The organism is Kitasatospora sp. NPDC030952 (genome assembly GCF_055571335.1).
This window is the reverse complement of record NZ_JBVIFM010000003.1, coordinates 448,431-472,883: the sequence shown is the minus strand read 5'-3', so window position 1 is coordinate 472,883 and position 24,453 is coordinate 448,431. Positions and strand designations below refer to the sequence as shown.

Annotated in this window: 25 protein-coding genes; 15 read left to right on the top strand and 10 right to left on the bottom strand. The window is 72.4% G+C overall.

From position 1 onward, the window contains the following. Positions 1 to 323 precede the first annotated feature (323 nt). Positions 324 to 656 (top strand): hypothetical protein, encoded by a 333-nt coding sequence (locus ACZ47G_RS09710; RefSeq protein WP_465740876.1) that lies wholly within the window; start codon positions 324 to 326, stop codon positions 654 to 656. A 188-nt stretch (positions 657 to 844) separates the two neighbouring features. Further along, the gene (locus tag ACZ47G_RS09705) at positions 845 to 2,119 is read left to right on the top strand and encodes a L,D-transpeptidase (RefSeq protein ID WP_465740875.1); all 1,275 of its coding nucleotides are present in this window, start codon (positions 845 to 847) and stop codon (positions 2,117 to 2,119) included. 119 nt (positions 2,120 to 2,238) lie between these two features. On the opposite strand, the gene ACZ47G_RS09700 is transcribed toward ACZ47G_RS09705, so the two are convergent. Both ACZ47G_RS09700 and msrA read right to left on the bottom strand, forming a co-directional pair. Further along, complete coding sequence (locus ACZ47G_RS09700; protein ID WP_465740874.1) at positions 2,239 to 2,604, bottom strand: cupin domain-containing protein; 366 nt, start codon at positions 2,602 to 2,604, stop codon at positions 2,239 to 2,241. A gap of 135 nt (positions 2,605 to 2,739) precedes the next feature. After that, complete coding sequence (gene msrA, locus ACZ47G_RS09695; RefSeq protein WP_465740873.1) at positions 2,740 to 3,405, bottom strand: peptide-methionine (S)-S-oxide reductase MsrA; 666 nt, start codon at positions 3,403 to 3,405, stop codon at positions 2,740 to 2,742. Positions 3,406 to 3,522: 117 nt separating this feature from the next. On the opposite strand from msrA, the gene ACZ47G_RS09690 reads away from it, so the two are divergent. Further along, positions 3,523 to 4,677, top strand: a complete 1,155-nt coding sequence (locus ACZ47G_RS09690) for a cystathionine gamma-synthase (RefSeq protein ID WP_465740872.1) — start codon at positions 3,523 to 3,525, stop codon at positions 4,675 to 4,677. Between the two features lie 5 nt (positions 4,678 to 4,682). Here ACZ47G_RS09690 and ACZ47G_RS09685 read toward each other — a convergent pair whose 3' ends face one another. Then, positions 4,683 to 5,165: a MarR family winged helix-turn-helix transcriptional regulator gene (locus ACZ47G_RS09685; RefSeq protein ID WP_465740871.1), complete on the bottom strand. Its 483-nt coding sequence runs from the start codon at positions 5,163 to 5,165 to the stop codon at positions 4,683 to 4,685. 122 nt (positions 5,166 to 5,287) lie between these two features. Here ACZ47G_RS09685 and ilvA point away from each other — a divergent pair, with 122 nt between their 5' ends. From ilvA to ACZ47G_RS09670, 3 genes are all read left to right on the top strand, one after another. Next, positions 5,288 to 6,499: a threonine ammonia-lyase gene (gene ilvA, locus ACZ47G_RS09680; RefSeq protein ID WP_465740870.1), complete on the top strand. Its 1,212-nt coding sequence runs from the start codon at positions 5,288 to 5,290 to the stop codon at positions 6,497 to 6,499. A gap of 250 nt (positions 6,500 to 6,749) precedes the next feature. Beyond that, the gene (locus ACZ47G_RS09675; RefSeq protein WP_465740869.1) at positions 6,750 to 7,862 is read left to right on the top strand and encodes an ATP-binding cassette domain-containing protein; all 1,113 of its coding nucleotides are present in this window, start codon (positions 6,750 to 6,752) and stop codon (positions 7,860 to 7,862) included. Position 7,863: 1 nt separating this feature from the next. After that, positions 7,864 to 8,721 (top strand): ABC transporter permease, encoded by an 858-nt coding sequence (locus ACZ47G_RS09670; RefSeq protein ID WP_465740868.1) that lies wholly within the window; start codon positions 7,864 to 7,866, stop codon positions 8,719 to 8,721. Between the two features lie 139 nt (positions 8,722 to 8,860). On the opposite strand, the gene greA is transcribed toward ACZ47G_RS09670, so the two are convergent. After that, positions 8,861 to 9,361, bottom strand: coding sequence for a transcription elongation factor GreA (greA, locus tag ACZ47G_RS09665; protein WP_380453784.1), 501 nt, complete (start codon positions 9,359 to 9,361; stop codon positions 8,861 to 8,863). 308 nt (positions 9,362 to 9,669) lie between these two features. After that, entirely contained in the window at positions 9,670 to 10,083 is a 414-nt protein-coding gene (locus ACZ47G_RS09660; protein ID WP_380453786.1) for a DUF4307 domain-containing protein, read from the bottom strand. Between the two features lie 242 nt (positions 10,084 to 10,325). On the opposite strand from ACZ47G_RS09660, the gene mca reads away from it, so the two are divergent. The 4 genes from mca to ACZ47G_RS09640 all read left to right on the top strand — a co-directional run bounded on the left by mca (position 10,326) and on the right by ACZ47G_RS09640 (position 14,729). Further along, the gene (mca, locus tag ACZ47G_RS09655) at positions 10,326 to 11,231 is read left to right on the top strand and encodes a mycothiol conjugate amidase Mca (protein ID WP_465740867.1); all 906 of its coding nucleotides are present in this window, start codon (positions 10,326 to 10,328) and stop codon (positions 11,229 to 11,231) included. A gap of 48 nt (positions 11,232 to 11,279) precedes the next feature. Beyond that, positions 11,280 to 11,471 carry a hypothetical protein gene (locus ACZ47G_RS09650; protein ID WP_031076542.1) on the top strand — a complete coding sequence of 64 codons (192 nt, stop codon included), beginning with the start codon at positions 11,280 to 11,282 and terminating at the stop codon, positions 11,469 to 11,471. 211 nt (positions 11,472 to 11,682) lie between these two features. Further along, positions 11,683 to 13,743 (top strand): thioredoxin domain-containing protein, encoded by a 2,061-nt coding sequence (locus ACZ47G_RS09645; RefSeq protein ID WP_465740866.1) that lies wholly within the window; start codon positions 11,683 to 11,685, stop codon positions 13,741 to 13,743. 119 nt (positions 13,744 to 13,862) lie between these two features. After that, positions 13,863 to 14,729 (top strand): GNAT family N-acetyltransferase, encoded by an 867-nt coding sequence (locus ACZ47G_RS09640; RefSeq protein WP_465740865.1) that lies wholly within the window; start codon positions 13,863 to 13,865, stop codon positions 14,727 to 14,729. A 5-nt stretch (positions 14,730 to 14,734) separates the two neighbouring features. Here ACZ47G_RS09640 and ACZ47G_RS09635 read toward each other — a convergent pair whose 3' ends face one another. Continuing rightward, complete coding sequence (locus ACZ47G_RS09635) at positions 14,735 to 15,130, bottom strand: hypothetical protein (protein ID WP_465740864.1); 396 nt, start codon at positions 15,128 to 15,130, stop codon at positions 14,735 to 14,737. A gap of 86 nt (positions 15,131 to 15,216) precedes the next feature. Here ACZ47G_RS09635 and ACZ47G_RS09630 point away from each other — a divergent pair, with 86 nt between their 5' ends. Then, a complete protein-coding gene (locus tag ACZ47G_RS09630) occupies positions 15,217 to 16,887 on the top strand; it encodes an alpha/beta hydrolase (protein WP_465740863.1) in 1,671 nt (556 codons plus the stop codon). A gap of 38 nt (positions 16,888 to 16,925) precedes the next feature. Next, positions 16,926 to 17,498, top strand: coding sequence for a hypothetical protein (locus tag ACZ47G_RS09625; RefSeq protein ID WP_465740862.1), 573 nt, complete (start codon positions 16,926 to 16,928; stop codon positions 17,496 to 17,498). A gap of 10 nt (positions 17,499 to 17,508) precedes the next feature. Here ACZ47G_RS09625 and ACZ47G_RS09620 read toward each other — a convergent pair whose 3' ends face one another. Continuing rightward, a complete protein-coding gene (locus tag ACZ47G_RS09620; RefSeq protein ID WP_465740894.1) occupies positions 17,509 to 18,477 on the bottom strand; it encodes a hypothetical protein in 969 nt (322 codons plus the stop codon). Between the two features lie 212 nt (positions 18,478 to 18,689). Between ACZ47G_RS09620 and ACZ47G_RS09615 the strand changes: the two genes are divergently transcribed. Together ACZ47G_RS09615 and ACZ47G_RS09610 are read left to right on the top strand one after the other, a co-directional pair. Next, the gene (locus ACZ47G_RS09615; protein ID WP_465740861.1) at positions 18,690 to 19,349 is read left to right on the top strand and encodes a papain-like cysteine protease family protein; all 660 of its coding nucleotides are present in this window, start codon (positions 18,690 to 18,692) and stop codon (positions 19,347 to 19,349) included. 8 nt (positions 19,350 to 19,357) lie between these two features. Further along, complete coding sequence (locus tag ACZ47G_RS09610) at positions 19,358 to 20,221, top strand: hypothetical protein (RefSeq protein ID WP_465740860.1); 864 nt, start codon at positions 19,358 to 19,360, stop codon at positions 20,219 to 20,221. A gap of 109 nt (positions 20,222 to 20,330) precedes the next feature. Here ACZ47G_RS09610 and ACZ47G_RS09605 read toward each other — a convergent pair whose 3' ends face one another. Further along, positions 20,331 to 20,987, bottom strand: coding sequence for a TetR family transcriptional regulator (locus ACZ47G_RS09605; RefSeq protein WP_465740859.1), 657 nt, complete (start codon positions 20,985 to 20,987; stop codon positions 20,331 to 20,333). 8 nt (positions 20,988 to 20,995) lie between these two features. Next, positions 20,996 to 22,624 carry an MFS transporter gene (locus ACZ47G_RS09600; protein ID WP_465740893.1) on the bottom strand — a complete coding sequence of 543 codons (1,629 nt, stop codon included), beginning with the start codon at positions 22,622 to 22,624 and terminating at the stop codon, positions 20,996 to 20,998. Positions 22,625 to 22,969: 345 nt separating this feature from the next. Here ACZ47G_RS09600 and ACZ47G_RS09595 point away from each other — a divergent pair, with 345 nt between their 5' ends. Then, entirely contained in the window at positions 22,970 to 23,593 is a 624-nt protein-coding gene (locus ACZ47G_RS09595; protein ID WP_465740858.1) for a hypothetical protein, read from the top strand. On the opposite strand, the gene trhA is transcribed toward ACZ47G_RS09595, so the two are convergent. Further along, positions 23,564 to 24,256 carry a PAQR family membrane homeostasis protein TrhA gene (gene trhA, locus ACZ47G_RS09590; RefSeq protein ID WP_465740857.1) on the bottom strand — a complete coding sequence of 231 codons (693 nt, stop codon included), beginning with the start codon at positions 24,254 to 24,256 and terminating at the stop codon, positions 23,564 to 23,566. The two genes, ACZ47G_RS09595 and trhA, sit on opposite strands and share 30 nt — an antisense overlap. Positions 24,257 to 24,453: the final 197 nt, after the last annotated feature.

Below are 24,453 nucleotides of genomic sequence, written 5' to 3'. Positions count from 1 at the left end.
TCGGACGGCCCTGACCCGGCCGCCGTGTCCGCCTTCCCCGACCGGATACCGGAGGGAGGGGCCTCCGCGGGAGGCGCCGTCGTCCCGCCCCTGTCCGGCTGCGGCCGGTCCACAGGGTGTGGTGGCTCCCGCGGGCGAACACCGCGCCGTACGGCGCGGCTCCGCGGCTCCCGGGTGGGGGAGCCGAGCCGGAGAGCGGTGGGGCCGGTCCTGTTCCGAGGGACCGGCCCTCCCCGTGCGCCCGGGCGCCCCCTGCCGTTCCCGTGCGCCGCCCGCCGTTCCCGTGCGCACCGGGGGGCCCTCGTTCCCGTACGCTCGCTGACATGACCAGCACTGAAACGACCGACGCCCCGCGCTACGTCAAGCTCAAGATCGAGCTCATCGCGGAGATCACCGACGAGGGCGCGCTCAAGGCCGCGGCCCTGCAGCAGGTCGCCGGGGACGAGTACCTCGACGACGACGAGCGCGCCCAGTCCGTCGACGCCATCGAGGTGGACCCGTCGGGTTCGCTCGCCCACTTCATCGACCCCGTCGCGCTGCTCGGCGACGTCCCGGGCGTGGAACTCGCCTCGGCGACCTGGGAGTCGGCGCAGACCGAGTTCGACCCCGAGAACGACGAGTGGGACGAGTACTCCGTGGAGGAGTCCGCCGAATAACGGCCGTTCGTGCCGTCACCACCCGTGAACGCCCGGTCCGCCTTCGGCGGGCCGGGCGTTTTGTCCATGCACGGCGGCACGTTGGGTCATCTCATACGATCGCTTACCCTTCGGTGATGGAACCGTGAGCGGCCGGATTGCGTTTCTGTATCCGTAATCGCCCGGGATGATCAGCAGGGAGACGCGACGTGACGGCACGGGACGGTCAGGGGCGGGTGGCCGGAAGCAGCTGGAGCCGACGCGGAGTGCTCGCGGGCCTGATCGGGGCTCCCGTACTGCTGCTCGCCGCCTGCAACGACAACAGCGGTGGCAGCGGTGGCAACGCGGGCTCCGGTTCGGGCGGCGGCAACGGCGGCTCCGGGTCCGGCGGCGGTAGCGCCCCGAAGACCTCGGCCGCGGTGATCACCGTGAGCCCCGCGGACGGCGCCACCGGCGCCAGCTTCAGCGAGCCGGTCAAGGTGACCGTCAGCAACGGCACCCTGAGCAGCGTCAAGGTCACCGACTCCACCGGCAAGGAGCTGGCCGGCCAGCTCTCCGCCGACAACACCGGCTGGACCTCGGCCGCGGCCCCGGCCAGCGGGACCAAGTACTCCGTCACCGCCAGCGGCGTCGACAAGGACAAGCTGGAGGCGGACGCCAACGCCACCTTCACCACGGCGACCCCGGCCAACACCTTCGTGGGCTACTTCACCCCCGAGGACGGCTCGGTGGTCGGCGTCGGCATGCCGGTCTCGATCAACTTCAGCAAGCCGGTCACCGACAAGAAGGCCGTCCAGTCGGCGATCACCGTGATAGCCGAGCCGGGCGTCGAGATCGTCGGCCACTGGTTCTCCAGCACCCGCCTCGACTTCCGGCCGCAGGAGTACTGGGCCAAGGGCACCAAGGTCACCCTCAAGCTGCGGCTCAAGGACGTCGAGGGCGCCAAGGGCGTCTACGGCACCCAGTCCAAGGACGTCAGCTTCACCATCGGCCGGGCCCAGACCAGCGTCGCCGACCTCGCCACCAAGAAGCTCACCGTGACCACGGACGGGGCCGTCAGCGCCGTCTACAAGATCTCCGGCGGCTCCCCCGAACACACCACCTGGGGCGGCAAGATGGTCATCTCCGAGCAGTTCACCCAGACCCGGATGAACTCGCAGACCGTCAACCTGGGCAGCGAGTACGACATCGCCGACGTGCCGCACGCCCAGCGCCTCACCACCTCCGGCACCTTCATCCACGGCAACTACTGGTCGCCGTCGTCGATCTTCGGCGGGCAGAACACCAGCCACGGCTGCGTCGGCCTGCAGGACGCCAAGGGCGCCCAGGACAGCAGCACGGACGGCTACAAGTTCTACAAGTCCTCGATCGTCGGCGACGTGGTCGAGGTCGTGAACTCCGGCGACAAGACCGTCGCCCCGGACAACGGCCTGAACGGCTGGAACCTCAGCTGGGCCGACTGGAAGGCCGGCAGCGCCGTCTGACCCACCCGTGCGGAAGACCCCTCGGGCGGCCCGGACTTCGCGGTCCGCCCGAGGGATCGGGTGGGTGTGACCGGCGATCCCGAGCACGACGCCGAAGCCCCCGCGGCCACGACTGCGCCCTAGCCGCGTCGCGCGTAGTCCGCGAAGCCCTGCCAGTCCACGATCACGCACGGTTCGTCGCCGACGATCCAGGCGTCGTGCCCGGGCGGGCAGATCATGAAGTCGCCGGGGCCGAACTCGGCCTGCTCACCGTCGTCCATGACGATCTTCATCCGGCCCGAGACCACGTACCCCGTGTGGGCGGCCTCGCAGCTCTCGGTCTTGGCGATCGGCTTGATGTGCTTGGACCACTGCCACCCGGGCTGGAACACCGCCCGGCCCACCGGTCCGGCGTCCAGGTTGACCAGGCGCAGTTCCCCCGTGCCCTCCTCGAAGGGGCGGACTTCCTCGGGGTCGTCGAAGTTCTTGCGGACGAGACCGGACATGGCACGACTCCTCTCCACGAGGGCGGCCCGGCCACCGGGGGTGGCCGGGCCGCCCTACCGGTGTCTCCAGTCTGCGCCCGGATCGGGGCACGGTCACGTTGGGTGGCCGCGCCCCGGACCCGCTCCCGGGTGGGGTCAGCCCTCGGTGCGGGCCACTCCGATCGGGCAGGAGGCGCCGGTACCGCCGAGACCGCAGTAGCCGTTGGGGTTCTTGGCGTCCGACAGGTACTGCTGGTGGTACGGCTCGGCCGGGTAGAACGGGCCGGCCGGGGCGATCTCGGTGGTGATCGGGCCGTGGCCGAGCGCGGTCAGCGCGGGCTGGAAGGCGTCCCGGGTGGCGGTCGCGGCGGCGGCCTGGGCGGGGGAGTGGGTGTACAGCGCGGAGCGGTACTGGGTGCCCACGTCATTGCCCTGGCGGTTGCCCTGGGTCGGGTCGTGGGCCTCCCAGAAGGTCTTCAGCAGCCGCTCGTACGAGATCACCGCCGGGTCGAAGACCACCCGGACCGCCTCGGTGTGCCCGGTCAGCCCGCTGCACACCTCCTCGTACGTCGGGTTGGGCGTGTGGCCGCCCTGGTAGCCGACCAGCGTCGTCCAGACGCCGGGCAGCCGCCAGAACGTGCGCTCGGCGCCCCAGAAGCAGCCCAGCCCGAAGTCGGCCACCTCCAGCCCCTCCGGGTACGGGCCGGTGAGCGGGTGGCCGAGCACGGTGTGCGGCTCGGTCAGGGTGAAGCCCGCGGCCGGGCGGCCGGGCAGCGCCTGGTCGGCGGGGACGAGCGAGGACTTGTGGCGGTCGAACAGCACGGCCTGCTCCAGCGGGGTAGGGAGGGTTGCCCCCTGGTGAACGCACCGGACGGCCCGCGGATTCCGGTCCGGGCATTCCGGCGGGCGCCCGGCCGTCCGGCCGTTAGGCTCGGACCCATGACCGAGCACCAGCTTCCCCAGGGCTTCGAGACCCTCGCCATCCACGCGGGTCAGGAAGCAGACCCCCAGACCGGGGCCGTCGTCACGCCGATCTACCAGGTGTCCACCTACAAGCAGGACGGGGTGGGCGGCCTGCGGGGCGGCTACGAGTACAGCCGCAGCGCCAACCCGACCCGCACCGCGCTGGAGGAGTGCCTCGCCGCGCTCGAGGGCGGCTCCCGCGGCCTGGCCTTCGCCTCCGGCCTCGCGGCCGAGGACACCCTGCTGCGCACCATCCTCAAGCCGGGCGACCACATCGTGATCCCCAACGACGCCTACGGCGGCACCTTCCGGCTGTTCGCCAAGGTGCTGACCCGCTGGGGCGTCGAGTTCTCCGTCGCCAACACCCAGAAGCTGGACGACGTCCGCGCCGCGCTGCGCCCCAACACCCGCGCGGTGTGGGTGGAGACCCCGTCCAACCCGCTGCTGGGCATCACCGACCTGGCCGGCCTCGCCGAGGTCGCGCACGGCGCCGGCGCGCTGCTGGTGGTCGACAACACCTTCGCCAGCCCGTACCTGCAGCAGCCGATCGCGCTCGGCGCGGACGCGGTCGTGCACTCCACCACCAAGTACATGGGCGGTCACTCCGACGTCGTCGGCGGCGCCCTGGTGCTGGCCGAGGCGGGCCTCGGCGAGGAGGTCGCGTACCACCAGAACGCGATGGGCGCCGTCTCCGGGCCGTTCGACGCCTGGCTGGTGCTGCGCGGCATCAAGACCCTGGGCGTCCGGATGGACCGGCACAGCTCCAACGCGGAGAAGGTCGCCGAGCTGCTGGCGAGCCACCCCAAGGTCAGCCAGGTGCTGTACCCGGGCCTGCCCGAGCACCCCGGGCACGACATCGCCGCCAAGCAGATGAAGGCCTTCGGCGGCATGGTCTCGTTCCGGGTCGCCGGCGGCGAGGAGGCGGCCGTCGAGGTCTGCAACCGCGCGCAGCTGTTCACCCTGGGCGAGTCGCTGGGCGGCGTGGAGTCGCTGATCGAGCACCCGGGCCGGATGACCCACGCCTCGGCGGCCGGTTCGCCGCTGGAGGTGCCGGCCGACCTGGTGCGCGTCTCGGTCGGCATCGAGTCGATCGACGACCTGCTGGCCGACCTCGAGCAGGCGCTGGGCTAGGCGGCTCACTGCCCCTGCTGGTCCGCCGTGTACGACTCCATCGCGTGGTTGAAGCGGGCCAGCAGGGCGCAGAACGCCCGCTGTTCCTCGGGCGGCCAGTCGGCCGTCAGGCGGCGGGTCAACTCGGCCCGGCCGTCCCGGACTTCGGCGAGCCGGCCGGTGCCGCAGGCGGTCAGTGCGAGCCGTACGGCGCGACGGTCGGCCGGGTCCTGCACCCGGCCGACCAGCCCGGCCGCGACCAGCGGGGCGACCTGGCGGGTCACCGTGGAGGAGTCCACGCCGAGCGCCTCGGCCAGCGCCTTGACGTTCGCCGGCCCGTGCCGCTCCAGGCGGTCGAGCAGCAGGTAGGCGGCCCGGTCCAAGCTGCCGACGCCGCCGCCGGAGGACCGGACCTGTTCCATCCGGCGGGCGAACACCGCCAGCTGGTACTGGAGTTGGGTGTGTACGGGCTCGGCTCGGTCGGTGGCCTGGGGCGAGGGCGTCGTCATCGCGGCTCACGATCGTCATGCGGTGAGAGAAGCTCAGAAGCAGCAGCGTACGCGGGCGGAGCGGGCCCGGGAACAGGCCCGACGTCCCGTCTTGCCGGTGTCGGCACCCCTAGGCTGGGATCATGCACAACTGGCCGATCACCCTCGACGACGTCCGCGGCGCCCAGAAGATGCTCGCCGGGGTCGCCCGGGTGACCCCGATGGAGGGCAGCCGGCACCTGTCCGGGCTGATCGGCGCGCCGGTCCACCTGAAGTGCGAGAACCTCCAGCGCACCGGGTCCTTCAAACTGCGCGGGGCGTACGTGCGGATCGCGGGGCTCTCGCCGGTGCAGCGAGCCGGCGGGGTGGTGGCGGCCAGCGCCGGGAACCACGCCCAGGGGGTGGCGCTCGCGGCCGCGCTGCTGGGGGTGCGCTCGACCGTGTTCATGCCGGTCGCGGCGCCGCTGCCGAAGGTCGCCGCGACCCGTGACTACGGCGCCGAGGTCCGGCTGCACGGCGCCACCGTGGACGAGGCGCTGCAGGCCGCGCAGCGGTACTCGGAGGCGACCGGCGCGGTGTTCATCCACCCCTTCGACCACTGGGACGTGGTCACCGGCCAGGCGACCGTCGGCCTGGAGATCCTGGAGCAGTGCCCCGAGGTGCGCACCATCCTGGTCGGGGTGGGCGGCGGCGGGCTGCTGGCCGGGATCGCGGCGGCGGTCAAGCCGCTGCGGCCGGACGTCCGGGTGGTCGGGGTGCAGGCGGCGGGAGCGGCCGCGTACCCGCCCTCGCTGGCGGCCGGGCGGCCGGTGTCGCTGGAGCACTACGCGACCATGGCCGACGGGATCATGGTCGGGCGGCCCGGGGACATCCCGTTCGAGGTGGTCAACACGCTGGCGGACGGCATCCGTACGGTCTCCGAGGACGCCCTGTCGCGGGCCCTGCTGCTCGGCCTGGAGCGGCTGAAGCTGGTGGTCGAGCCGGCCGGGGCGGCCCCGATCGCGGCCCTGCTGGAACAGCCGGACTCCTTCGAGGGCCCGGTGGTGGCGGTGCTGTCCGGCGGCAACATCGACCCGCAGCTGATGCAGCGGGTGCTGCGGCACGGGCTGGCGGCGGCCGGGCGCTACCTGTCGCTGCGGGTGCGGCTGGCGGACAAGCCGGGCTCGCTGGCGGACCTGCTGGGGGTGCTGACCAGGGTGGACGCCAATGTGCTGGACGTCGCGCACGTCCGGATCGACCCGCGGCTGGGGCTGACCGAGGTCGAGGTGGACCTGCACCTGGAGACCAAGGGGCCGGAGCACTGCGCGCTGGTGGTCGGCGAGCTGCGGGACGCGGGGTACCTGGTCGCCGACTGACGCGGGGCGCCTGGTCGCCGACTGACGCGGGGTACCTGGTCGCCGACTGAGCGCGCGTTCGCCGGTTCCGTCAGGCGGCGGTTCCATCAATTCCCTTGACGCGATGTATCGCGAGTTGCCAGACTCACGATACATCGCGTTCTGCGTCGGTGGCCGAGAACGGGGGCCGAGAACCGAGTCGCCCGCGCGCCCGTTCGAGGGGCAAAGTGGGACAGATCGCTCACATTCGTCCGAGGAGATGAGGCAGGCCATGGCGCCAGCCATCCAAGCCGAGAACCTGGTGAAGACCTTCGGCGACGTACGAGCCCTGGACGGCGTCAGCCTGGACGTCCCCGAGGGCACGGTGCTCGGGCTGCTCGGCCCGAACGGCGCCGGGAAGACCACCACCGTGCGCGTCCTCACCACCCTGCTCCGCCCCGACTCCGGCCGCGCGGTGGTGTCCGGCGTCGACGTCCTCAAGCACCCGAACCAGGTCCGCAGCCTGATCGGACTGTCCGGCCAGTACGCGGCGGTCGACGAGTACCTGACCGGCTTCGAGAACCTCACCATGGTCGGCGAGCTGTACCAGATGCGCACCCGCGACGCGAAGGCCCGCGCGCTGGAGCTGCTGGAGTGGTTCAACCTCACCGAGGCCAAGGACCGCACCGCCAAGACCTACTCCGGCGGCATGCGCCGTCGCCTCGACCTCGCCGCCGCGCTGGTCGTCCGCCCGCCGGTGATGTTCCTGGACGAGCCGACCACCGGCCTCGACCCGCGCAACCGGCTGGCGCTCTGGGAGGTCATCGAGACCCTGGTCGAGCAGGGCACCACGCTGCTGCTCACCACCCAGTACCTGGAGGAAGCCGACCGGCTCGCCCACGACATCGCGGTGGTCGACCACGGCCGGGTGATCGCCCGCGGCACCGCCGACCAGCTCAAGGCGCAGATCGGCGGCGAGCGGATCGAGGTCGTGGTGCACGACCCGGGTCTGGTCGCGGACGCCGTCGCGGCCCTCTCCGGGTACGCCCTGGGCGAGCCTGCGGTGGAGAAGAACACCCGGAGGATCACCGTGCCGGTCAGCGGCGGCGCCCGGGTGCTCGCCGACGCGATCCGCGAACTGGACGGCCGGGGCATCGAGATCGACGACATCGGGCTGCGCCGCCCGACCCTGGACGACGTCTTCCTCACCCTCACCGGCCATGTCGCCGAGTCGGCCGAGTCGGCCGAGTCGGCCGAGGGGGACGGTGGCGGGGCGGGTGGCAAGGGCCGTGGCCGGGGTGGCCGGGGTCGGGGGAAGGGCGGCGACGGCGCGGACGGCGCCGACGGCGGCGAGGGCCCGGGGCCCGACCAGCAGCAGGCCGTCGCGGCCGGAACGGAGCGCTGAGATGAGCACCGCCACCGAGCACGCCATCGGCGGGGCGATGCCGACGCCCCGCCGGGGCCTGTCCGCGACCCTGCACGACTCCTGGGTGGTCGCCAAGCGCAATCTGCGCAGAATGTCCAGGATTCCCGAAATCGTGGTGTTCGGGCTCATGCAGCCGGTCATGTTCGTGCTGCTGTTCTCGTACGTCATGGGCGGGGCGATCAAGATCCCCGGGACGAACTCCAGCTCCGACACGTACATCCAGTTCCTGATGGCCGGCATCTTCGCCCAGACCGTCACCTTCGCCGTCGCCGGCGCCTCGGCCGGCATCGCGGAGGACATGACCAAGGGCCTGGTGGACCGCTTCCGCTCGCTGCCGATGGCCCGCTCGGCGGTGCTGGTCGGCCGCACCCTCGCGGACCTCTGCCAGACCGCGTTCACCCTGGTGGTGCTGGCGCTGGTGGCGCTGCTGGTCGGCTGGCGGGTGCACGACGGGGTGCTCAGGGCGCTCGGCGCCTTCGGGCTGCTGCTCCTGCTCGGCTACGCCTTCTCCTGGATCGGCGCGCTGATCGGCCTCTCGGTGCGCAGCCCCGAGGCGGCCACTTCGGCCGGGCTGATCTGGCTGTTCCCGCTGACCTTCGTGTCCAACGCCTTCGTGCCGGTCAGCTCGATGCCGGGCTGGCTGCAGGGCGTGGCGTACTGGAACCCGTTCAGCGCGACGGTGCAGGCCTGCCGGGACCTCTTCGGCAACCAGGTCGGGCCGGTGGACAGCGCCTGGCCGATGCAGCACGCGGCGCTGGTGTCGGTGCTGTGGTCGCTGGTGATCACGGCGGTGTTCTCCTGGCTGTCGGTGCGCAAGTACCGCTCGGCCGTGGGGTGAACCGTTCGATTGTCGGTGCGCGAGTACCGCTCGGCCGTGGGGTGAACCGTCGCGGTCGGCCGTGAACGCCCGAGGGCGGCTGAGGAGTCCGGGGACTCCTCAGCCGCCCTCGGCGGTGCGTCGGTGCTCGGGGGCCGGATCAGCCGGCGTGCGGCACGACCTTGACGACCTTCACCATGGCCGGCTTGCCGTTCGGCAGCTCGTAGGTGGCCTCGTCGCCGATCTTCTTGCCGTCGATCGCGCGGCCCAGCGGCGACTGCGGCGAGTAGACGTCCAGGTCATCGGTGTTGGCGACCTCGCGGGAGGCGAGCAGGAACTCCATCAGGTCGTCCTCGTCGCCGTCGAACGCGACCGTGACGATCATGCCCGGGGCCACCACGCCGGAGTCGGCCGGGGCCTCGCCGACCTTCGCGCGCTCCAGCAGCTGGGTCAGCTGGCGGATGCGCAGCTCGTACTTGCCCTGCTCCTCCTTCGCCGCGTGGTAGCCGGCGTTCTCCTTGAGGTCACCCTCCTCGCGCGCCGCCTCGATCTTCTGGGCGATCTCGATGCGCCAGGGCCCGGTCAGGTGATCCAGCTCGGCCTTGAGCTGGTCATAGCCGGCCTGAGTGAGCCAGGTCACGTTCTCACTGGTCTGGGTCACGGGTGCTCCTCGTAGGTGCTGGGGCGGTGCTGAGGGTGTGCGTCGTCAGCAGGGTCGACGGTGATATCGGTCTCAACTACAAAGCAACGCCCGCTCCCGTACCATCCGGTGCGGAAGGGGCGAAACCACGAGCCTAACAAGTCCTGCCGACAAGCGGGAGAGGCGCTGTCGCGGCATTGACGGTGTCGTTGCGCCACGGTGTACGGCAACCGGGTGCGGGACTCCCTACGGATGCCCGTTCCGCTGAACGAATATGCGTCCGCGAGCCCTTTCCGGGTGCTCGGCGGCCCACGCGGCCCTGCTCCGGCTCACTTCGCCGGGGTGCAGCCCAGCAGTTCGGCGGTGGTCCCCCGGGCGGTGGTGCGCAGGGTGACGGTGGCCTCGTAGCTCGACCCGGCCGCCGGGACCGGGAAGTCGGCCACCCCGACCACCGCGTGGTCGTCGCTCTGCGAGCGGACCGTACAGGTGCCGGCCGTCCCGTCGCTCTTGCGCACGGTCAGGTGCAGCTGCACCTCGGAGTCGGAGAGCACCTGGAAGGTCGGCACCGAACCGTTGATCTTGGACTCGCGCAGCAGGTAGGAGCCGCCCAGCCAGGCGATCAGCCCCAGGCCGAGCACACCGCAGACCGCGCCGATCACCTTCAGGCGGCGGTCCGACTCGCCGTCGCCGCCGCGGCCGTAGCGCCCCTCGGGCGGCCGCGGGGCGGTGCTCTGTGCAGTCATCGGACTCCGTCCTCTCCTGGGGAGGAGCCGTGCGGGCGGTGCTGGGGAATGCGACGGTCCTCCATTCCGTCACTATAGGAGGGGCACGCCCGCGGCCGGTCCGGCGGGGGCGGGGCTCGGCCGCGCCGGAGACCGGCGCCGCAGGCCGGCCTTGCGGCGACGCGGTCCCGAAGTGAGCGGTTCGTACGGTGGGCAGACCGGACTTCGCGGAACGCCCGACGATGTGGAAGGAACGCAAGGCGTTGACTGAGCAGTTGCGACTGATGGCGGTGCACGCCCACCCGGACGACGAGTCCAGCAAGGGCGCGGCCACCATGGCCAGGTACGTCGAGCAGGGTGTGGACGTGCTCGTGGCCACCTGCACGGGGGGCGAGCGCGGGTCGGTTCTCAACCCCAAACTCCAGGGGGACCCGTACATCGAGGAGAACATCCACGAGGTGCGCCGCAAGGAGATGGACGAGGCGCGGGCGATCCTCGGCGTCAAGCAGGCCTGGCTGGGCTTCGTCGACTCCGGCCTCCCGGAGGGCGACCCGCTGCCCCCGCTGCCCGAGGGCTGCTTCGCCCTGGAGGACGTCAAGGAGGCGGCCGAGCCGCTGGTCCGGCTGATCCGCGAGTTCAAGCCGCAGGTCATCACGACCTACGACGAGAACGGCGGCTACCCGCACCCGGACCACATCATGACCCACAAGATCACCATGCTGGCCTTCGACGCCGCCGGTGACCCGGACGCCTACCCCGAGGCCGGCGAGCCCTGGCAGCCGCTCAAGCTCTACTACAACCACGGCTTCCCGATGGGCCGCATCCGCGCCCTGCACCAGTACCTCACCGAGCACGGCCACGACTCCCCGTACGGCGAGTGGATCGCCGGCTGGGAGAAGAGCGGCCGCAAGGAGCGCGAGATCACCACCCGGGTGCGCTGCGACGACTGGTTCGAGACCCGCGACCGCGCCCTGATCGCCCACGCCACCCAGATCGACCCGGACGGCCCGTGGTTCCGCGTCCCGCTCGACGTCCAGCGCGAGGTCTGGCCCACCGAGGACTACGAACTCGCCCGTACCCTGGTCGACGTGGACCTCCCGGAGGACGACCTGTTCGCCGGACTGCGCACCCTCACCCTGGCGGCCGAAGCCGCCGACACGCGCGACTGACCCACCCCCGACGGCCCGGCCCGGCGTGAGCCGGGCCACCATAGAGATATGAGTGCCCCCGTGAACCTCGTCCACCTCGCCGCTGACCTCGCCGTCGACGACGCCAAGGTCACCCCCGGTCTCCTCGGCTTCGTCGTCTTCGCCGCCCTCGGCGTGGCGACGTGGTTCCTGGCCAAGTCGATGAACCGGCAGTTCAAGAAGGTCGACTTCACGGAGGAGCCGGAGGCTCCCAAGGAGTGACCCCCGCGGGCCGCGGGCTGCTGGGCCGGCGGGGCTGCGAGCCTGCGGGCGCTTCGGGCCGGCGGGTGCTTCGGGTCGGCGGGCTCCCGGGTGCGGGCGCGACGACCGCCGGACCGGCCTCGGGGAAGCCGGTCCGGCGGGCCGTGCTGCTCGGCCCGGCCCGGGGCGGGCCTGACGGGTGCGGGGCGTCCGATGCGGGAGGATGGGGGGCATGCCGAACCGTCTCGCGGACGCGACCTCGCCGTACCTGCTGCAGCATGCCGAGAACCCGGTCGACTGGTGGCCGTGGGGGGTGGAGGCCTTCGAGGAGGCGCGGCGGCGGGGAGTGCCGGTGCTGCTGAGCGTGGGGTACGCGGCGTGTCACTGGTGCCATGTGATGGCGCACGAGAGTTTCGAGGACGCCGGGCTCGCCGGGTACCTGAACGAGCGGTTCGTCGCGGTCAAGGTGGACCGGGAGGAGCGGCCGGACGTCGACGCGGTGTACATGGAGGCCGTGCAGGCGGCGACCGGGCAGGGTGGTTGGCCGATGACGGTGTTCCTCACGCCCGACAAGGAGCCGTTCTACTTCGGGACGTACTTCCCGCCCAGCCCCCGGCACGGGATGCCGTCCTTCCGGCAGGTGCTGGAAGGCGTCGACGCGGCCTGGCGGGAGCGGCGGCAGGAGGTCGGTGAGGTCGCCGCGCGGATCAGGGCCGACCTGGCCGAGCGGGCCGCCGTCTACTCGGCCGGCTCCCACCACCCGCCCGCCGACGCCGACCTGCACCAGGCGCTGGTCGCGCTCAGCCGGGACTTCGACCAGGCCCGCGGCGGCTTCGGCGGGGCGCCCAAGTTCCCGCCGGCCATGGTGATCGAGTTCCTGCTGCGCCACCACGCCCGGACCGGCTCCGAGGCGGCGCTGGAGATGGCCGTCCGCACCGGCGAGGCGATGGCCCGCGGCGGCATCCACGACCAGCTCGGCGGCGGCTTCGCCCGGTACGCGGTGGACGCCGGCTGGGTGGTGCCGCACTTCGAGAAGATGCTGTACGACAACGCCCTGCTGCTGCGCGCCTACCTGCACCTGTGGCGGGCCACCGGGACCGGGCTGTGGCGGCGGGTCGCGCTGTCCACGGCCGACTTCCTGCTGCGCGAACTCCGCACGCCCGAAGGGGCGTTCGCCTCCGCACTGGACGCCGACAGCCTCGACGAGGAGACCGGGGCGATGGCCGAGGGCGCCTACTACGCCTGGGAGCCGGGCCAGTTGGTCGACCTGCTCGGCCCCGCCGACGCGGCCACCGCCGCCCGGCTGTTCACCGTGACCGCGGACGGGACCTTCGAGCACGGGACCTCCGTACTCCAACTCCTCGCCGAACCCGAGGACTTCGCAGAGTACGAGGAGATCCGGCGGCGGATGTCCGAGGCGCGGACCGCCCGGCCCGCACCCGCCCGGGACGACAAGGTGGTCGCCGCCTGGAACGGCCTCGCCATCGCCGCCCTCGCCGAGACCGGCGCCCTACTGGAGCGCCCCGACCTCGTCGAGGCCGCCGAACGCGCCGCCGACCTGCTGCTCGCCGTCCACCTCACCGCCGACGGGCGGCTGCTGCGCACCTCCCGGGACGGCCGGCCCGGCAGCAACGCCGGTGTCCTGGAGGACTACGCGGACACCGCCGAGGGCTTCCTCGCGCTGTACGCCGTCACCGGCGAGGCCGAGTGGCTCCAACTGGCCGGCGGCCTGCTCGACACCGTGCTCAAGCACTTCACCGACGAGACCTCCGGCGCCCTGTACGACACGGCCGACGACGCCGAGGAACTCATCCGCCGCCCCCAGGACCCGACCGACAACGCCACCCCCTCCGGCTGGACCGCCGCCGCCGGAGCCCTCCTCGGCTACGCCGCGTACACCGGCTCCGACCGGCACCGCACGGCCGCCGAACGCGCCCTCGGCATCGTCGGCGCACTGGCCGGGCGGGCCCCTCGGTTCATCGGCTGGGGCCTGGCCGTCGCCGAGGCCCTGCTGGACGGGCCGCGCGAGATCGCCGTCGTCGGCCCGGCCGGCCACCCGGCCACCGCCGCCCTGCGCCGGGCCGCGCTGCTCGGGACGGCGCCCGGTGCGGTCGTCGCGGTCGGCGAGCCGGGGGAGGCCGCGGCCGAGGTGCCGCTGCTGGCCGACCGGCCGCTGGTCGACGGGGCGCCCGCGGCCTACGTCTGCCGGCACTTCGCCTGCGAGACGCCCACCACCGACCCGGCGGTGCTCGGCGAGCGGCTCGGGGCCGTACTCGAACAGTCCGGCTCGTAGCTCGGGGTCGTAGCTTGGGGCCGTAGCTCGGGCTCGTAGCTCGGGCTCGTGGTTCCTGCTCGCGGTTCCTGCTCGAATAATCGTTGGCGGGCGGGCGTCGAGCGGGGCGAGGATGGGTCATGACCTGGACCTTCAGCGCCTCGCTCGACGACTTCCGGGCCCACGCGGGTGCCTTCCTGGCCGCCCGCCCGGCGGAGAACACCGTCCTGCTCACCCTCACCCACCGGCTCGCCGAGGCCGGGCTCGACGTGTTCGGGGAACGGCCGCCGGTCTTCGGCTGGTGGCAGGCCGGGCCGGGCGGCCCGGTCCAGGGCGCCTTCCTGCGGACCCCGCCGTACGCCCACCGGCTCTCCTGCATGCCGGAGTCCCTGGCCGCCGAGCTGGCGCGCGAACTGGCCGTGGCCGGGGGCGAGTTCGCCGAGGTGGTCGGGGTCGGCGGCGAAGCCGGCGCGGTCCGCGCCTTCGCCGGCGCCTGGACGGCCGCCACCGGTGCGGTCCGGTCCGGCGGCGTCGAGGAACGGCTCTACCGGCTCGGCGAGTTGACCGATCCGCCGCGCCCGCCCGCCGGCCGCCACCGGCTCGCCGAACCGGCCGACCGTGAACTGCTGATCCGCTGGCACCAGGAGTTCACGGCCGAGGCGAGAGTCCCGAAGAGCGCCAACGTGGCCCGGACGGTGGACGACCGGATCGCGGTCGGCGGCCTCCACCTCTGGGAGGACGAAGGCCACCCCGTCGCCATGGCCGGCACCAGCCCCGTGCTCGCCGGGATGTCCCGCATCGGCCCCGTCTACACCCCGCGCGACCACCGCGGCCGCGGCTACGCCAGCGCCGCCACCGCCGCCGCGTCCGCCCACGCGCTCGTCCAGGGGGCGGTGGAGGTGCTGCTCTACACCGACCTCGCCAACCCGACCAGCAACTCCATCTACCAGCAGATCGGCTACCGGCCGGTGGAGGACTGCCTGGTGCTGGACTTCCGGGCGCCGTAGCGGAGTTACGCGTCCCTGGTGAGATGGACGCCGGCCACCCCGACCACCTTCGTCTCGAAGGGGTCGTGGACCGCAGTCGCAGTCGCAGTCGCAGTCGCAGTCGCAGACGCGGTCGGCGGTGGCAGGTGGTCGGCGTTCTGGTAGTCGTGCGCGCAGGTGATCAGGTGGCCCCCGGCCGTCTTCATGTCCGTGGCGAGCCCGTCCAGCAGCGTCTTCCAGGCGCCGCTGCACCCCGTCAGCGCCGGGCCGCTCTGCCACCCGGTCAGGCTCCCGGCGGCCTTGCTGCTCGGCTCCGCGAGCTTCGCCGTCTCCTCGGGGACCTTCCCGGCAACCGTCAGCGCGTTGTTCCCGGCGGCCGTCAACTCGCCCGGCCTGACCGTGAATCCCGGATCCTGTCCCACTGATTTCCCCCTACATCCGTGTCGGCTGCGGAGGTTATGGTAGCCGTGAGTGTCGGGGGAGACACTGGCCGCACAGGGGGACTGGGATGGACATCGCGAGCCTGAGGAACGCCACACTGGCAGACCTGTACACGGCGGCGGGGGCGTACGACACACTCGCCAAGGCGTTCCAACAGCACGTCGGCGACTGGACGAGCGGAACCGCGGACCGCGTCCACGGCTCCCAGTGGACCGGGCCCTCGGCCGATGCCGCGCTGCCGGTGCTGGACGGCGTCACCGGCAAGCTGCGGGCGGCGGCGACGGAACTCGGCCTCATCGGCAAGGAGATCCGCGACTGCGCCGACGCCATGTCGCTGGCCCAGGGCCGCCTCGCCCAAGCACTGTCCGACGCCCAGGCCAAGGGCTTCTCGGTCAGCGACACCGGCGCGGTGAGCTGGCCCGCGTCGACCAACCCGTACCAGGCCACCGACTGGGAGGCCAAGCAGAAGGCGGCGGCCGACGGGATCAGCAAGCAGATCGGCAAGGCACTGTCCGACGCGGACGAGGCCGACAGCAGCCTGACCGGCACGCTCAACAGGTTCGCGGGGCACGCCAAGGACAAGTCCGGACTGGACGAGAAGACGGCCGGCGCCGATGCCTACATCGACCAGTTCGGCGACGCGTCCAACCCGATGTGGCAGCGGGGCATGCCGGGCAAGGACGCCGCCCCGACGGAGGTCAACGCCTGGTGGAAGGGGCTCGGGCCGCAGGGCCAGCAGTGGTTCCTCAGCCACCACCCGGAGGTGCTCGGCAACCTCGACGGCGTACCGGCGGAGGTGCGGGACAAGGTGAACCGGGAACAGCTGAAAAACCTGATGGCTCGCATCCGGGGTAAGAAGCCGCACGAACTGAACTCCGCCGAGAAGCAGTTGGTCGCCCTGTACGGTCCCATTGACGCGCGCCTCACACAGCACAAGGGAGATCCACCGCTGTATCTGCTCGGGTTCGGTAGCGAGGGCCAGGGCCGGGCGGTCCTCTCGTACGGGAACCCCGACACCGCCACCGACATCTCCGCCTACGTGCCCGGGATCACCACCACCATGGCCAGTCTCGGGCCGGGGAAGAACGACGGGACCAACGAGGGCGAGAACGGACTGAACCTCTACCGCGCCGCAAGCAGCAAAGCTCCGGCCGGCCACTCCGTCGCCTCGGTCGTCTGGCTCGGCTATGACTCGCCAGGGATGGACCTCGGCGCCGCGTCGACCAAGGCGGGCAAGGAGGGCGCCCCGGCGTACGCGAAGTTCCTCAGTGGAGTGCGGGCGAGTCACGAGGGCGTTCAACCACCACACATCACCTCGGTCGGACACAGCTACGGTTCGTACCTGGTCGGCCAGGCCACCAAATTGGCCACCCAGCCCGGATCGCACTTCGCGCCGCCGGACGACGTGGTCTTCATCGGCAGCCCGGGCGTCGGCGTGGACAAGGCCGCTGACCTCAAGATGCCCGCCGGTCACGTCTGGGTCGGTGCCGCTGACAACGACGTCGTGACGCACGCTCCCTCGAAGCTCAGCCTCGACCCGGACGAGCGGTGGTACGGACGGGACCCGTCGAGCAAGCACTTCGGCGCGAACCGGTTCACCGTCGACGACTGGAGCCGCGGCGACCCCGTCGACGCGCACACCAAGTACCTGAACGGGCGGGGCGGGCCCTCGCTGGACAACATCGCGGCCGTCGTCACGGGTAGCGGGGACGTGAAGCTGACGGGCCGGCGCGGGTGAAGCGGCCACGACGGCGGCTGGGCTGTGCGGTGGCAGCGGTGGTCGTGCTGGCCACCGGGGCCGGGCTCTTCTACGGCGGGTACGGACCGATGGGTCTGAAGGACCGGGAGGGTGCCCGCAACCCGCAGGAGGTGAAGGCGCAGCTCGACGGCACGCTGCAGGCTGCGATGGGAGCCACCGTCCCGCCGATGGCCTACTACGGCGGTTTCTACGCAGTGGAACGGGGACCGGAACACGCCGATGGCGAGCCGAGTCTCCTGTCCAGCGTCAGCGAGGTGGTCTCGGCGCGGACGAAGGTGGCTCAGGCGAAGATCCCGGTGCTGCTGGACCGGATGACGCAGCTATGGGGCGATTGCAGGCGGTCCGACAGCACCGAGAGCAGCGCGGTGACGCACTACACCGAACTGCACTGTTCCGGACGCGGCGACGCCGTGTTCACGTTGACGGTGATCAGTTCCACGACCGATTCGACCGTGCGGGTGCTCATGAGCGCGGATGCCTTCGGGGTGCGCTACCAGCCCGAGAAGGACTACGGCGCCCCTCCGATCGGCGAGCGACCGACCGGCCAGGTTCCCGCCCCCGACGTCGACGATCCGTACTGGTCGCACTGACCGCCGCCGCTCACTCCCAGTCCCAGCGGATCCCCAGGATGCACGGGCGGACGGCGGTGGCCACCAGGTGGACGCAGTGGTGGCCGTCGAGGGTGAGCTCCTCCGTCTCGTAGGGGGTTTCGCCGGGGGAGCGGAGGGCGACGCGGTGGCAGCGGACGGGGAGGGCGGTGGGGTGGAAGGTGATCTGGAGGACGTACTGGCCGGCGCCGGAGTTGAAGCCGCGGATGTATTCGCAGGTGGGCGTGGGGGAGGGGGCGTCGTCGAAGCCGTAGCCGAGGAGGTGGGTGTCGCCGGCGCGGAGGCGGCGGTCGAGGAGGAGTTCGGCGGCGATCAGGTGGTGGGTCTGGTCGCGGCGGATGCGGCCGGGGCGGCAGTTCTCCTCGGCGCGGACGCCGACGAGGGTGGTGTCGCTGCCGGGGTCGCCCTGGTGGAGGGCGAGGTAGCGGTCGATGCCGTCGCGGTGGGCGCGCAGGGCGTGTTGGGAGTCGCGGCGGGTGAGTTGGCGGTCGGGGCCGATGCGGATGCGTTCGATGTGGGTGATGGTGTGGAGGCCGGTGTCGCGGGGGCCGGCGAGGGTGGCGAGGAGGTCGTCGACGGCGGTGGGCGGGGAGATCAGGTCGCGGTAGGGGCGTACGGGTGGTCCGGCGGCGGTGGCGGTGCGGCGGGGGCCGAGGAGCCGGGTGAGCGAGTGTTCGGGTAGGTCGAGGACGTCTTCGAGGGCGGCGACGGCGCGCAGTGATTCGGGGCGTTCGGGGCGGCGGCGGCCCTGCTGCCAGTAACTGAGGCTGGTGAGGCCGACGTTGACGCCGCGCAGCGCGAGGTGGCGGCGGATGCGGTGGAGCGCGAGGCCGCGGGTGGTGATGGCGGTGCGCAGGGCGTGGTGGAAGGGGCCGGTGCGCAGGGCGGCGGCGAGGTCGGCTGGGTCGCTCCGGTGGATGGCGGCCTCCTGGCGGTTGCGTACCGGGTTTTGACCGTGAATATTCACATCCGGACGGCGGTTTGTCACCGGTCCGGGCAGCTCGCGCGGTGGTTCCCGGGGTGCCGTTCACATCCGCGCGGGCCCGTTCACAGCGTGATCGGGGCCCTTACGGGGGCGTTGACCGGCCTCCGTCGGCGGCGCGATGCTCGGGGCGCGATCCGGACCGCGCCCCCACACAGCACCTCGCTCCACTCGCAAGGAGGCATTCCCCCATGCCAGTTCCACGGATACGGCTGCGTCGCGCGGTCGCCCTGCTGGCCCTCGGCGTCCTCGGTCCGGCGCTGACCGCCGCGGTGGCCACCCCGGCGGTCGCCGCCCCCACGAACGTCCAAGGGCGACTCGCCCAGGTCCGCCAGGCGGCCGCGCCCGGCAGCACGGCCGACCTGGCCGGCACGTACAAGAAGCTCAACATCACCATGCAGCAGCAACAGCAGACCAACTGGTGCTGGGCGGCGAGCGGGAACACCATCGCCTCCTGGTTCGGCTACAACTACAGCCAGAACCAGTTCTGCAACGCCGCGTTCGGCCGCTCGATCGACTCCAGCTGCCCCAACAGCCAGGCGTCGCTGGCGGACGTGCAGAACGGGCTGGACTGGGTCGGCATCAACCCGGGTTCGTACGTCACCGGCTACCTGCGCTACAGCACCGTGCAGTCGGAGGTGGACGCCAACCGGCCGGTCGAGACGCGCATCCAGTGGAGTTCGGGCGGCGGTCACATGCACGTCGTGTACGGCTACGACACCAGCAACAACTGGGTCTACTGGGGTGACCCGTGGCCGTCCAACTACCGCTACAACTGGGCGGATTACTGGTACTACGTGAACAACGACACGTTCTCGTGGACCCACTCCCTGTACCGGATCGGCGCGTGAGGACGACCATGACCGAGCTCAGCAAGGCCCGTCGGGCCGCCGTCACCGCGCTGTTCGCCGCCGGCCTCGCGCTGGCGCTCGCCCCGGCCGCGCACGCCGACGCCCCGGTCTCGGGCGCCCCGGCCCAGGGCGCCCCCGCACCGGTGCCCGCCGCCGACCTGGCCCGGGCCCGCAGTGCCGTCCAGGACCCGTCGGTGCTCGACAAGGTGGGTCACTTCTTCGCCCGCAAGGGCGTCCCGCCGACCCAGCAGCTGACCATCGGCGCCGCCGAGGAGGCGAAGGCGGCCGGCGACGCGGCGCCCCGGCTGGCCGGGGACACCGTGCCGGTCTACACCCTGGACGCCGGCTTCGTGGCCGGCACCCCGGGCGCGCCGGTGGCCAAGGCGGAGTTCACGGCCAGCAAGGTGGTCGCGGCGGACGGGCAGACCGCCTCGGTATGGACCGTCCGCCAGGGCGATGCCTGGCGGGTCGTCAACATCGCCTCCGGCGGCGACGAGAGCGACTACGCGGCGAAGGCGGCCGACAGCGGCGGCGGTACGGCCTTCCGGGAGCCGCAGGTCAACGCCTGGTACGTGCTGCGCGACGGCCGGGTGCTGCCGCTGGACGACGAGGCCCGGCGCTCGGTGGGCGCGGGCGGGGCGTCGCTGGCCGCGTACCAGCAGCTGGTGCACCAGCGGTACGGGGACAAGCTGCCCGGCTCGGCGTACGACCGGGAGGGCAAGGGCGGCGGGTACCCGCTGGACGCCGCGGCGGACACGGCGGCGGCGGTCGGCGACTCGGCGGTCCCGGCCGTGACGGCGGCCGCGGCGCTGGGCGCCACCGCGCTGGTGGGCGCCGGCGCGGTGCTGCGGCGGAGGCGGAACACCCGCTGACGCGGAGCACCGGCTGAGGGCGGGGGTCACCCGCTGACGGCGGGAATCACCCACTGACCCCGGACGGGGCCCGGCTCGACGAGCCGGGCCCCGTCGACGCGTCCGCCGCTCACACCCCGGCGAAGCCGCTCTCCAGCAGCGCGTAGGTGTGGTCGACCAGTTCCGCGATGTCCTCCCGCCCGTCGCCCGCCGCCCAGCGCAGCACCGCCTCGGTGGTGGCCGCGCCGAGGGCGGCGGCGGTGACCCGCATGTCGTAGGTCGGCTCCTCGACGCCGGCCCGCCGGGTCAGCACGGTGAGGAAGAGCTCGTGGGGGCTACTGCCGCTGCGGGAGAGCCCGGCGCGCAGCGCGGGGACCTCGGTGACCAGCCGCATCCGGGTGACCATCTCCTGCCGGTCATGTTCGAGCAGGTCGTGGATCAGCCCGATCAGCACGGTCCGGCAGGACTGCAGGAAGGGCTCGTCGGCGGGGCGCTCCAGCAGGGTGTCGATGATCACCGGGTCGTACTCGTCGGTGAGGACCAGGTCGTCCTTGGTGGCGAAGTAGCGGAAGAAGGTGGAGGGGGAGATCTCGGCGGCGGCGGCGATCTGCTCCACCGTGGTGTTCTCGTAGCCCTGGGCGGAGAACAGCCGGTACGCCTCGCGGCGCACGGTCTGCCGGGTCTTCAGCTTCTTGCGCTCGCGCAGCGACAGCGGCGCCTCCAACAGGGCCTGGACCGGGTTGGCCGGGGCGCCCGGGAGGGCCGCGGTCGACTGCGAGGTGTTCATGGTCCCGATTATCCGTCGTCTCCGGTGGCGGTGGTCCCGGGCTGCTTCGCCGCGGCGCCCGTGGGCGCGGGACCGTCGGTAGTGGGCTCGGCCGTGGGCGTGGGACCGTCGGCCGCGGCGCCGCCCGGCATCCGGGCCGCGACCAGCACCGCCGAGAGGACCGCGACCAGCCCGGCGACCAGCAGTACCACCCCCATGCCGTGCACGTACGCCGCGTGGGCGGCGGCGCCGAGCGCGGGCCGTCCGGTCTCCCGGGCGACGGCCTCGGCGGCGACCACCGACTTCCCCGCCCGGTGCGCGGCCTCGGCGGACAGCCCGCCGGTGTCCAGTGCGCCCCGGTACGCCCCGGCGGCCAGGCTGCCGAAGGCGGCGATCCCGATCGCGCCGCCGACCTGGCGCAGGGTCTGGAGCAGTCCGGAGCCGACGCCGGCCCGGGCGGGTGGCAGGGTGATCAGGGCGGAGGCCTGGGCGGTGATCAGGGCGAGGCCCATGCCCAGGCCGAGGACGGTGAGCCAGGCCGCGGCCCGCCCGTACCCGTCGGAGACGGCGGTGCGGCTGCCGAAGAGCAGGGCGGCGGCGAGCAGGGCCAGGCCGAGGGTGATGACGGCGCGGGTGCCGAGCCGCTCGACCAGCCGTTCGCTGAGCTTGGCGGCGATCAGCAGGCCGAGCATCATCGGCATCAGCCGCAGCCCGGAGCCGAGGGCGTCGGTGCCGAGCACGCTCTGGAAGTAGAGCGGCAGGACGAAGAAGGCGCCGAACAGGACGAGTGAGATCAGGGTGGCGGCGGCGGAGGACCAGCGGAAGGTGGGGTCGGCGAGCAGGGCGAGGTCGAGCATCGGCTCGCGTTGGCGGCGGCTGCGCAGGACCAGGGCGGTGAGCAGCAGCACCGAGCCGATCAGGGTGGTGAGGACCAGGGGGTCGGACCAGCCGCGGTCGGAGCCCTCGATGATGCCGTAGGTGAGCGCGCCGAGGCCGGTGGCGGCGAGCGCGGTGCCGGGCAGGTCCATCCGGGGTGCGGCGGGGTTGCGGGTCTCGGGCAGCAGCAGGACGCAGGCGACGATGCCGATCACGGTCAGCGGGATGTTGACCGCGAAGACCGAGCCCCACCAGAAGTGCTGGAGCAGCAGGCCTCCGATGAGCGGCCCGAGCGGGGCGCCGCCGGCGATCGCGGCGGTGAGGATCGCGGTGGCCTTGCGCCGTTCGCCGGCCGGGAAGATCCCGGAGATGACCGCGAGCGACATCGGCATGACGAGCGCGGCGGCCAGGCCCATCGCGGCGCGGGCGGCGATCAGGGTGCCGGGGGAGTCGGTGAGCATCCCGATGGCGGAGGCGAGTCCGAACAGGGCGAGGCCGGTGGTGAGGGTGCGGCGGCGGCCGTAGCGGTCGCCGAGCAGGCCGGCCGGGAGCATCACGGCGGCGAAGACCACGGTGTAGGCGTCGACGATCCACTGCTGCTGGCCGGTGGTGGCCCGCAACTGCGAGGCCAGGGTGGGCAGGGCGACGTTGAGGATCGTCATGTCGAAGCTGACCACCAGGACGCTCAGCGCGACGGCGACCAGGGCGAGCCACCGGCGCGGGTCCGCGACCCCGGCGCCGTGAGCGGGCGGTGCGGGTCGTACGGGCGATGCGGGTGGCACGGGCGGTGCGGGTGGTACGTGCGGTGCGGTGGACACGGCAGCCTCCAGGCCCTGGCAAGGGAGTCTCTCTCAAATGAGAGTAACTCTCAAAAGGTGGCGACTGTCAATATGAAAGTAGGGCGGCCATTCAATCACTCTGCGTAATGTGTCCTGGAAGTGCCGCTTCCGCACAAGGAATTGACGCAACGTTGATCTGTCGTTCGCCGCCCCGGGGCGGTGCCGGGTGACTGTCGGTAGATACCATGTGGCAATCGGTCAGTGCTGGCCGGACGCGTGCCGAGAGCGGAGAAGGGGTGGGGCGGCAGGAGCCGACCACGAGCCCGGCGCCGGGAAAGGGGAGCCGAAGTGGCCGACAGTGACGACAGCCGGGCGAGTGTCCAGACGTGGGGCGCGGTCGTGGTGGTGGGTGCCGCGCTGGCCGTGGTCGCGGCCTATCTGATCAAGGGCCCGCCGCTGGTCCTCGTGGTCGCCGGGGTCGAGACGCTGCTGCTGATGGGGTACGTCGGCCGGCGCTGGCGGGCGATGCACCGGCAGGCCTCCCCGGCCGGTCACCGGCCCCGGCGCGGCATCCCGGACGCCGCCCACTGCGAGCGCTGCCGCCGGGCCCGCGAGGCGCTGGACGCCCGGCAGGCGCGGGGGCGGATGGTGTCGGCCGCCTGGGCGGTGCGCCCGGAGGTCGAGTCGGAGCCGCCGGAGCCGCTGGGATCGGCGGAGGCGGTGCACCCGCACTCCCCGGGCTCCCAGAGCTCCCCGCAGTCCCAGAGCTCCCCGCAGTCCCCGGGCTCCCCGCAGCCGCCGCAGTCGGCGCCGGACGGCGCCGAGCACCCGTCGTACCCGCGCCGCCCGCAGGGCCGGGCCGGGTACGAGCGGCCCTGGACGGCCGAACGGGCGGCCACCCGGTCCGCGGACCGGACGACCGCCCGTCGGGGCGCGCCGGGTTCAGCCGGCCACGCTGTACGCCACCAGTGAGACGCCGACGTACTGCACGATGAAGGCGCCGAGGGTGAAGGCGTGGAACACCTCGTGGAAGCCGAACCAGCGCGGTGAGGGGTTGGGCCGCTTGAGCCCGTACACCACGCCGCCGATGCTGTAGAGCACCCCGCCGACGATCATCAGCACCAGCACGGCGACCCCGCCGGCGCGCAGGAAGTCCGGCAGGAAGAAGGCGGCGGCCCAGCCCAGCGCGATGTACACGGGGGTGTACAGCCAGCGCGGCGCGCCGACCCAGAACACCCGGAAAGCTATCCCGGCGAGCGCCCCGCCCCAGGCGACCCAGAGCAGTATCTGCTGCTCGGCGCCCTTGAGCAGCAGCATGGTGAACGGGGTGTAGGTGCCCGCGATGATCAGGAAGATGTTCGCGTGGTCCAGCCGCCGGAGCACGGCGTCCCCCCGCGGGCCCCAGTCGAAGCGGTGGTACACCGCGCTGACGCCGAACAGCAGCCAGGCGCTGATCGAGTAGATCGCGCAGGCGATCTTGGCCGGTGTGGAGTCGGCCAGGCAGATCAGCACGATCCCGGCGGCGACGGTGGCGGGGAACATTCCGGCGTGCAGCCAGCCGCGCCACTTCGGCTTGCCCTCCCGGCCCTCGGCCGGATCCTCCCCAGTGCTCTCCGCGAGCGCAGCAGCAGTCATGCGCAGCATGCTACCTGCTACCTACGGGACCGTAGGTTACTGATGCGTAATGAAGTGGCGCTCATCACTCTTGGACGTTTTGGAGCAATCGGAGTGTGGTGCCGCGCACTCCGTCCCGGAGGTTCCCGGCCCACTACTGGCCGGTAATCATACTTACTGTAGTAAAAGATGCGTCAATTTCGCCGGAGTGCCGCGTT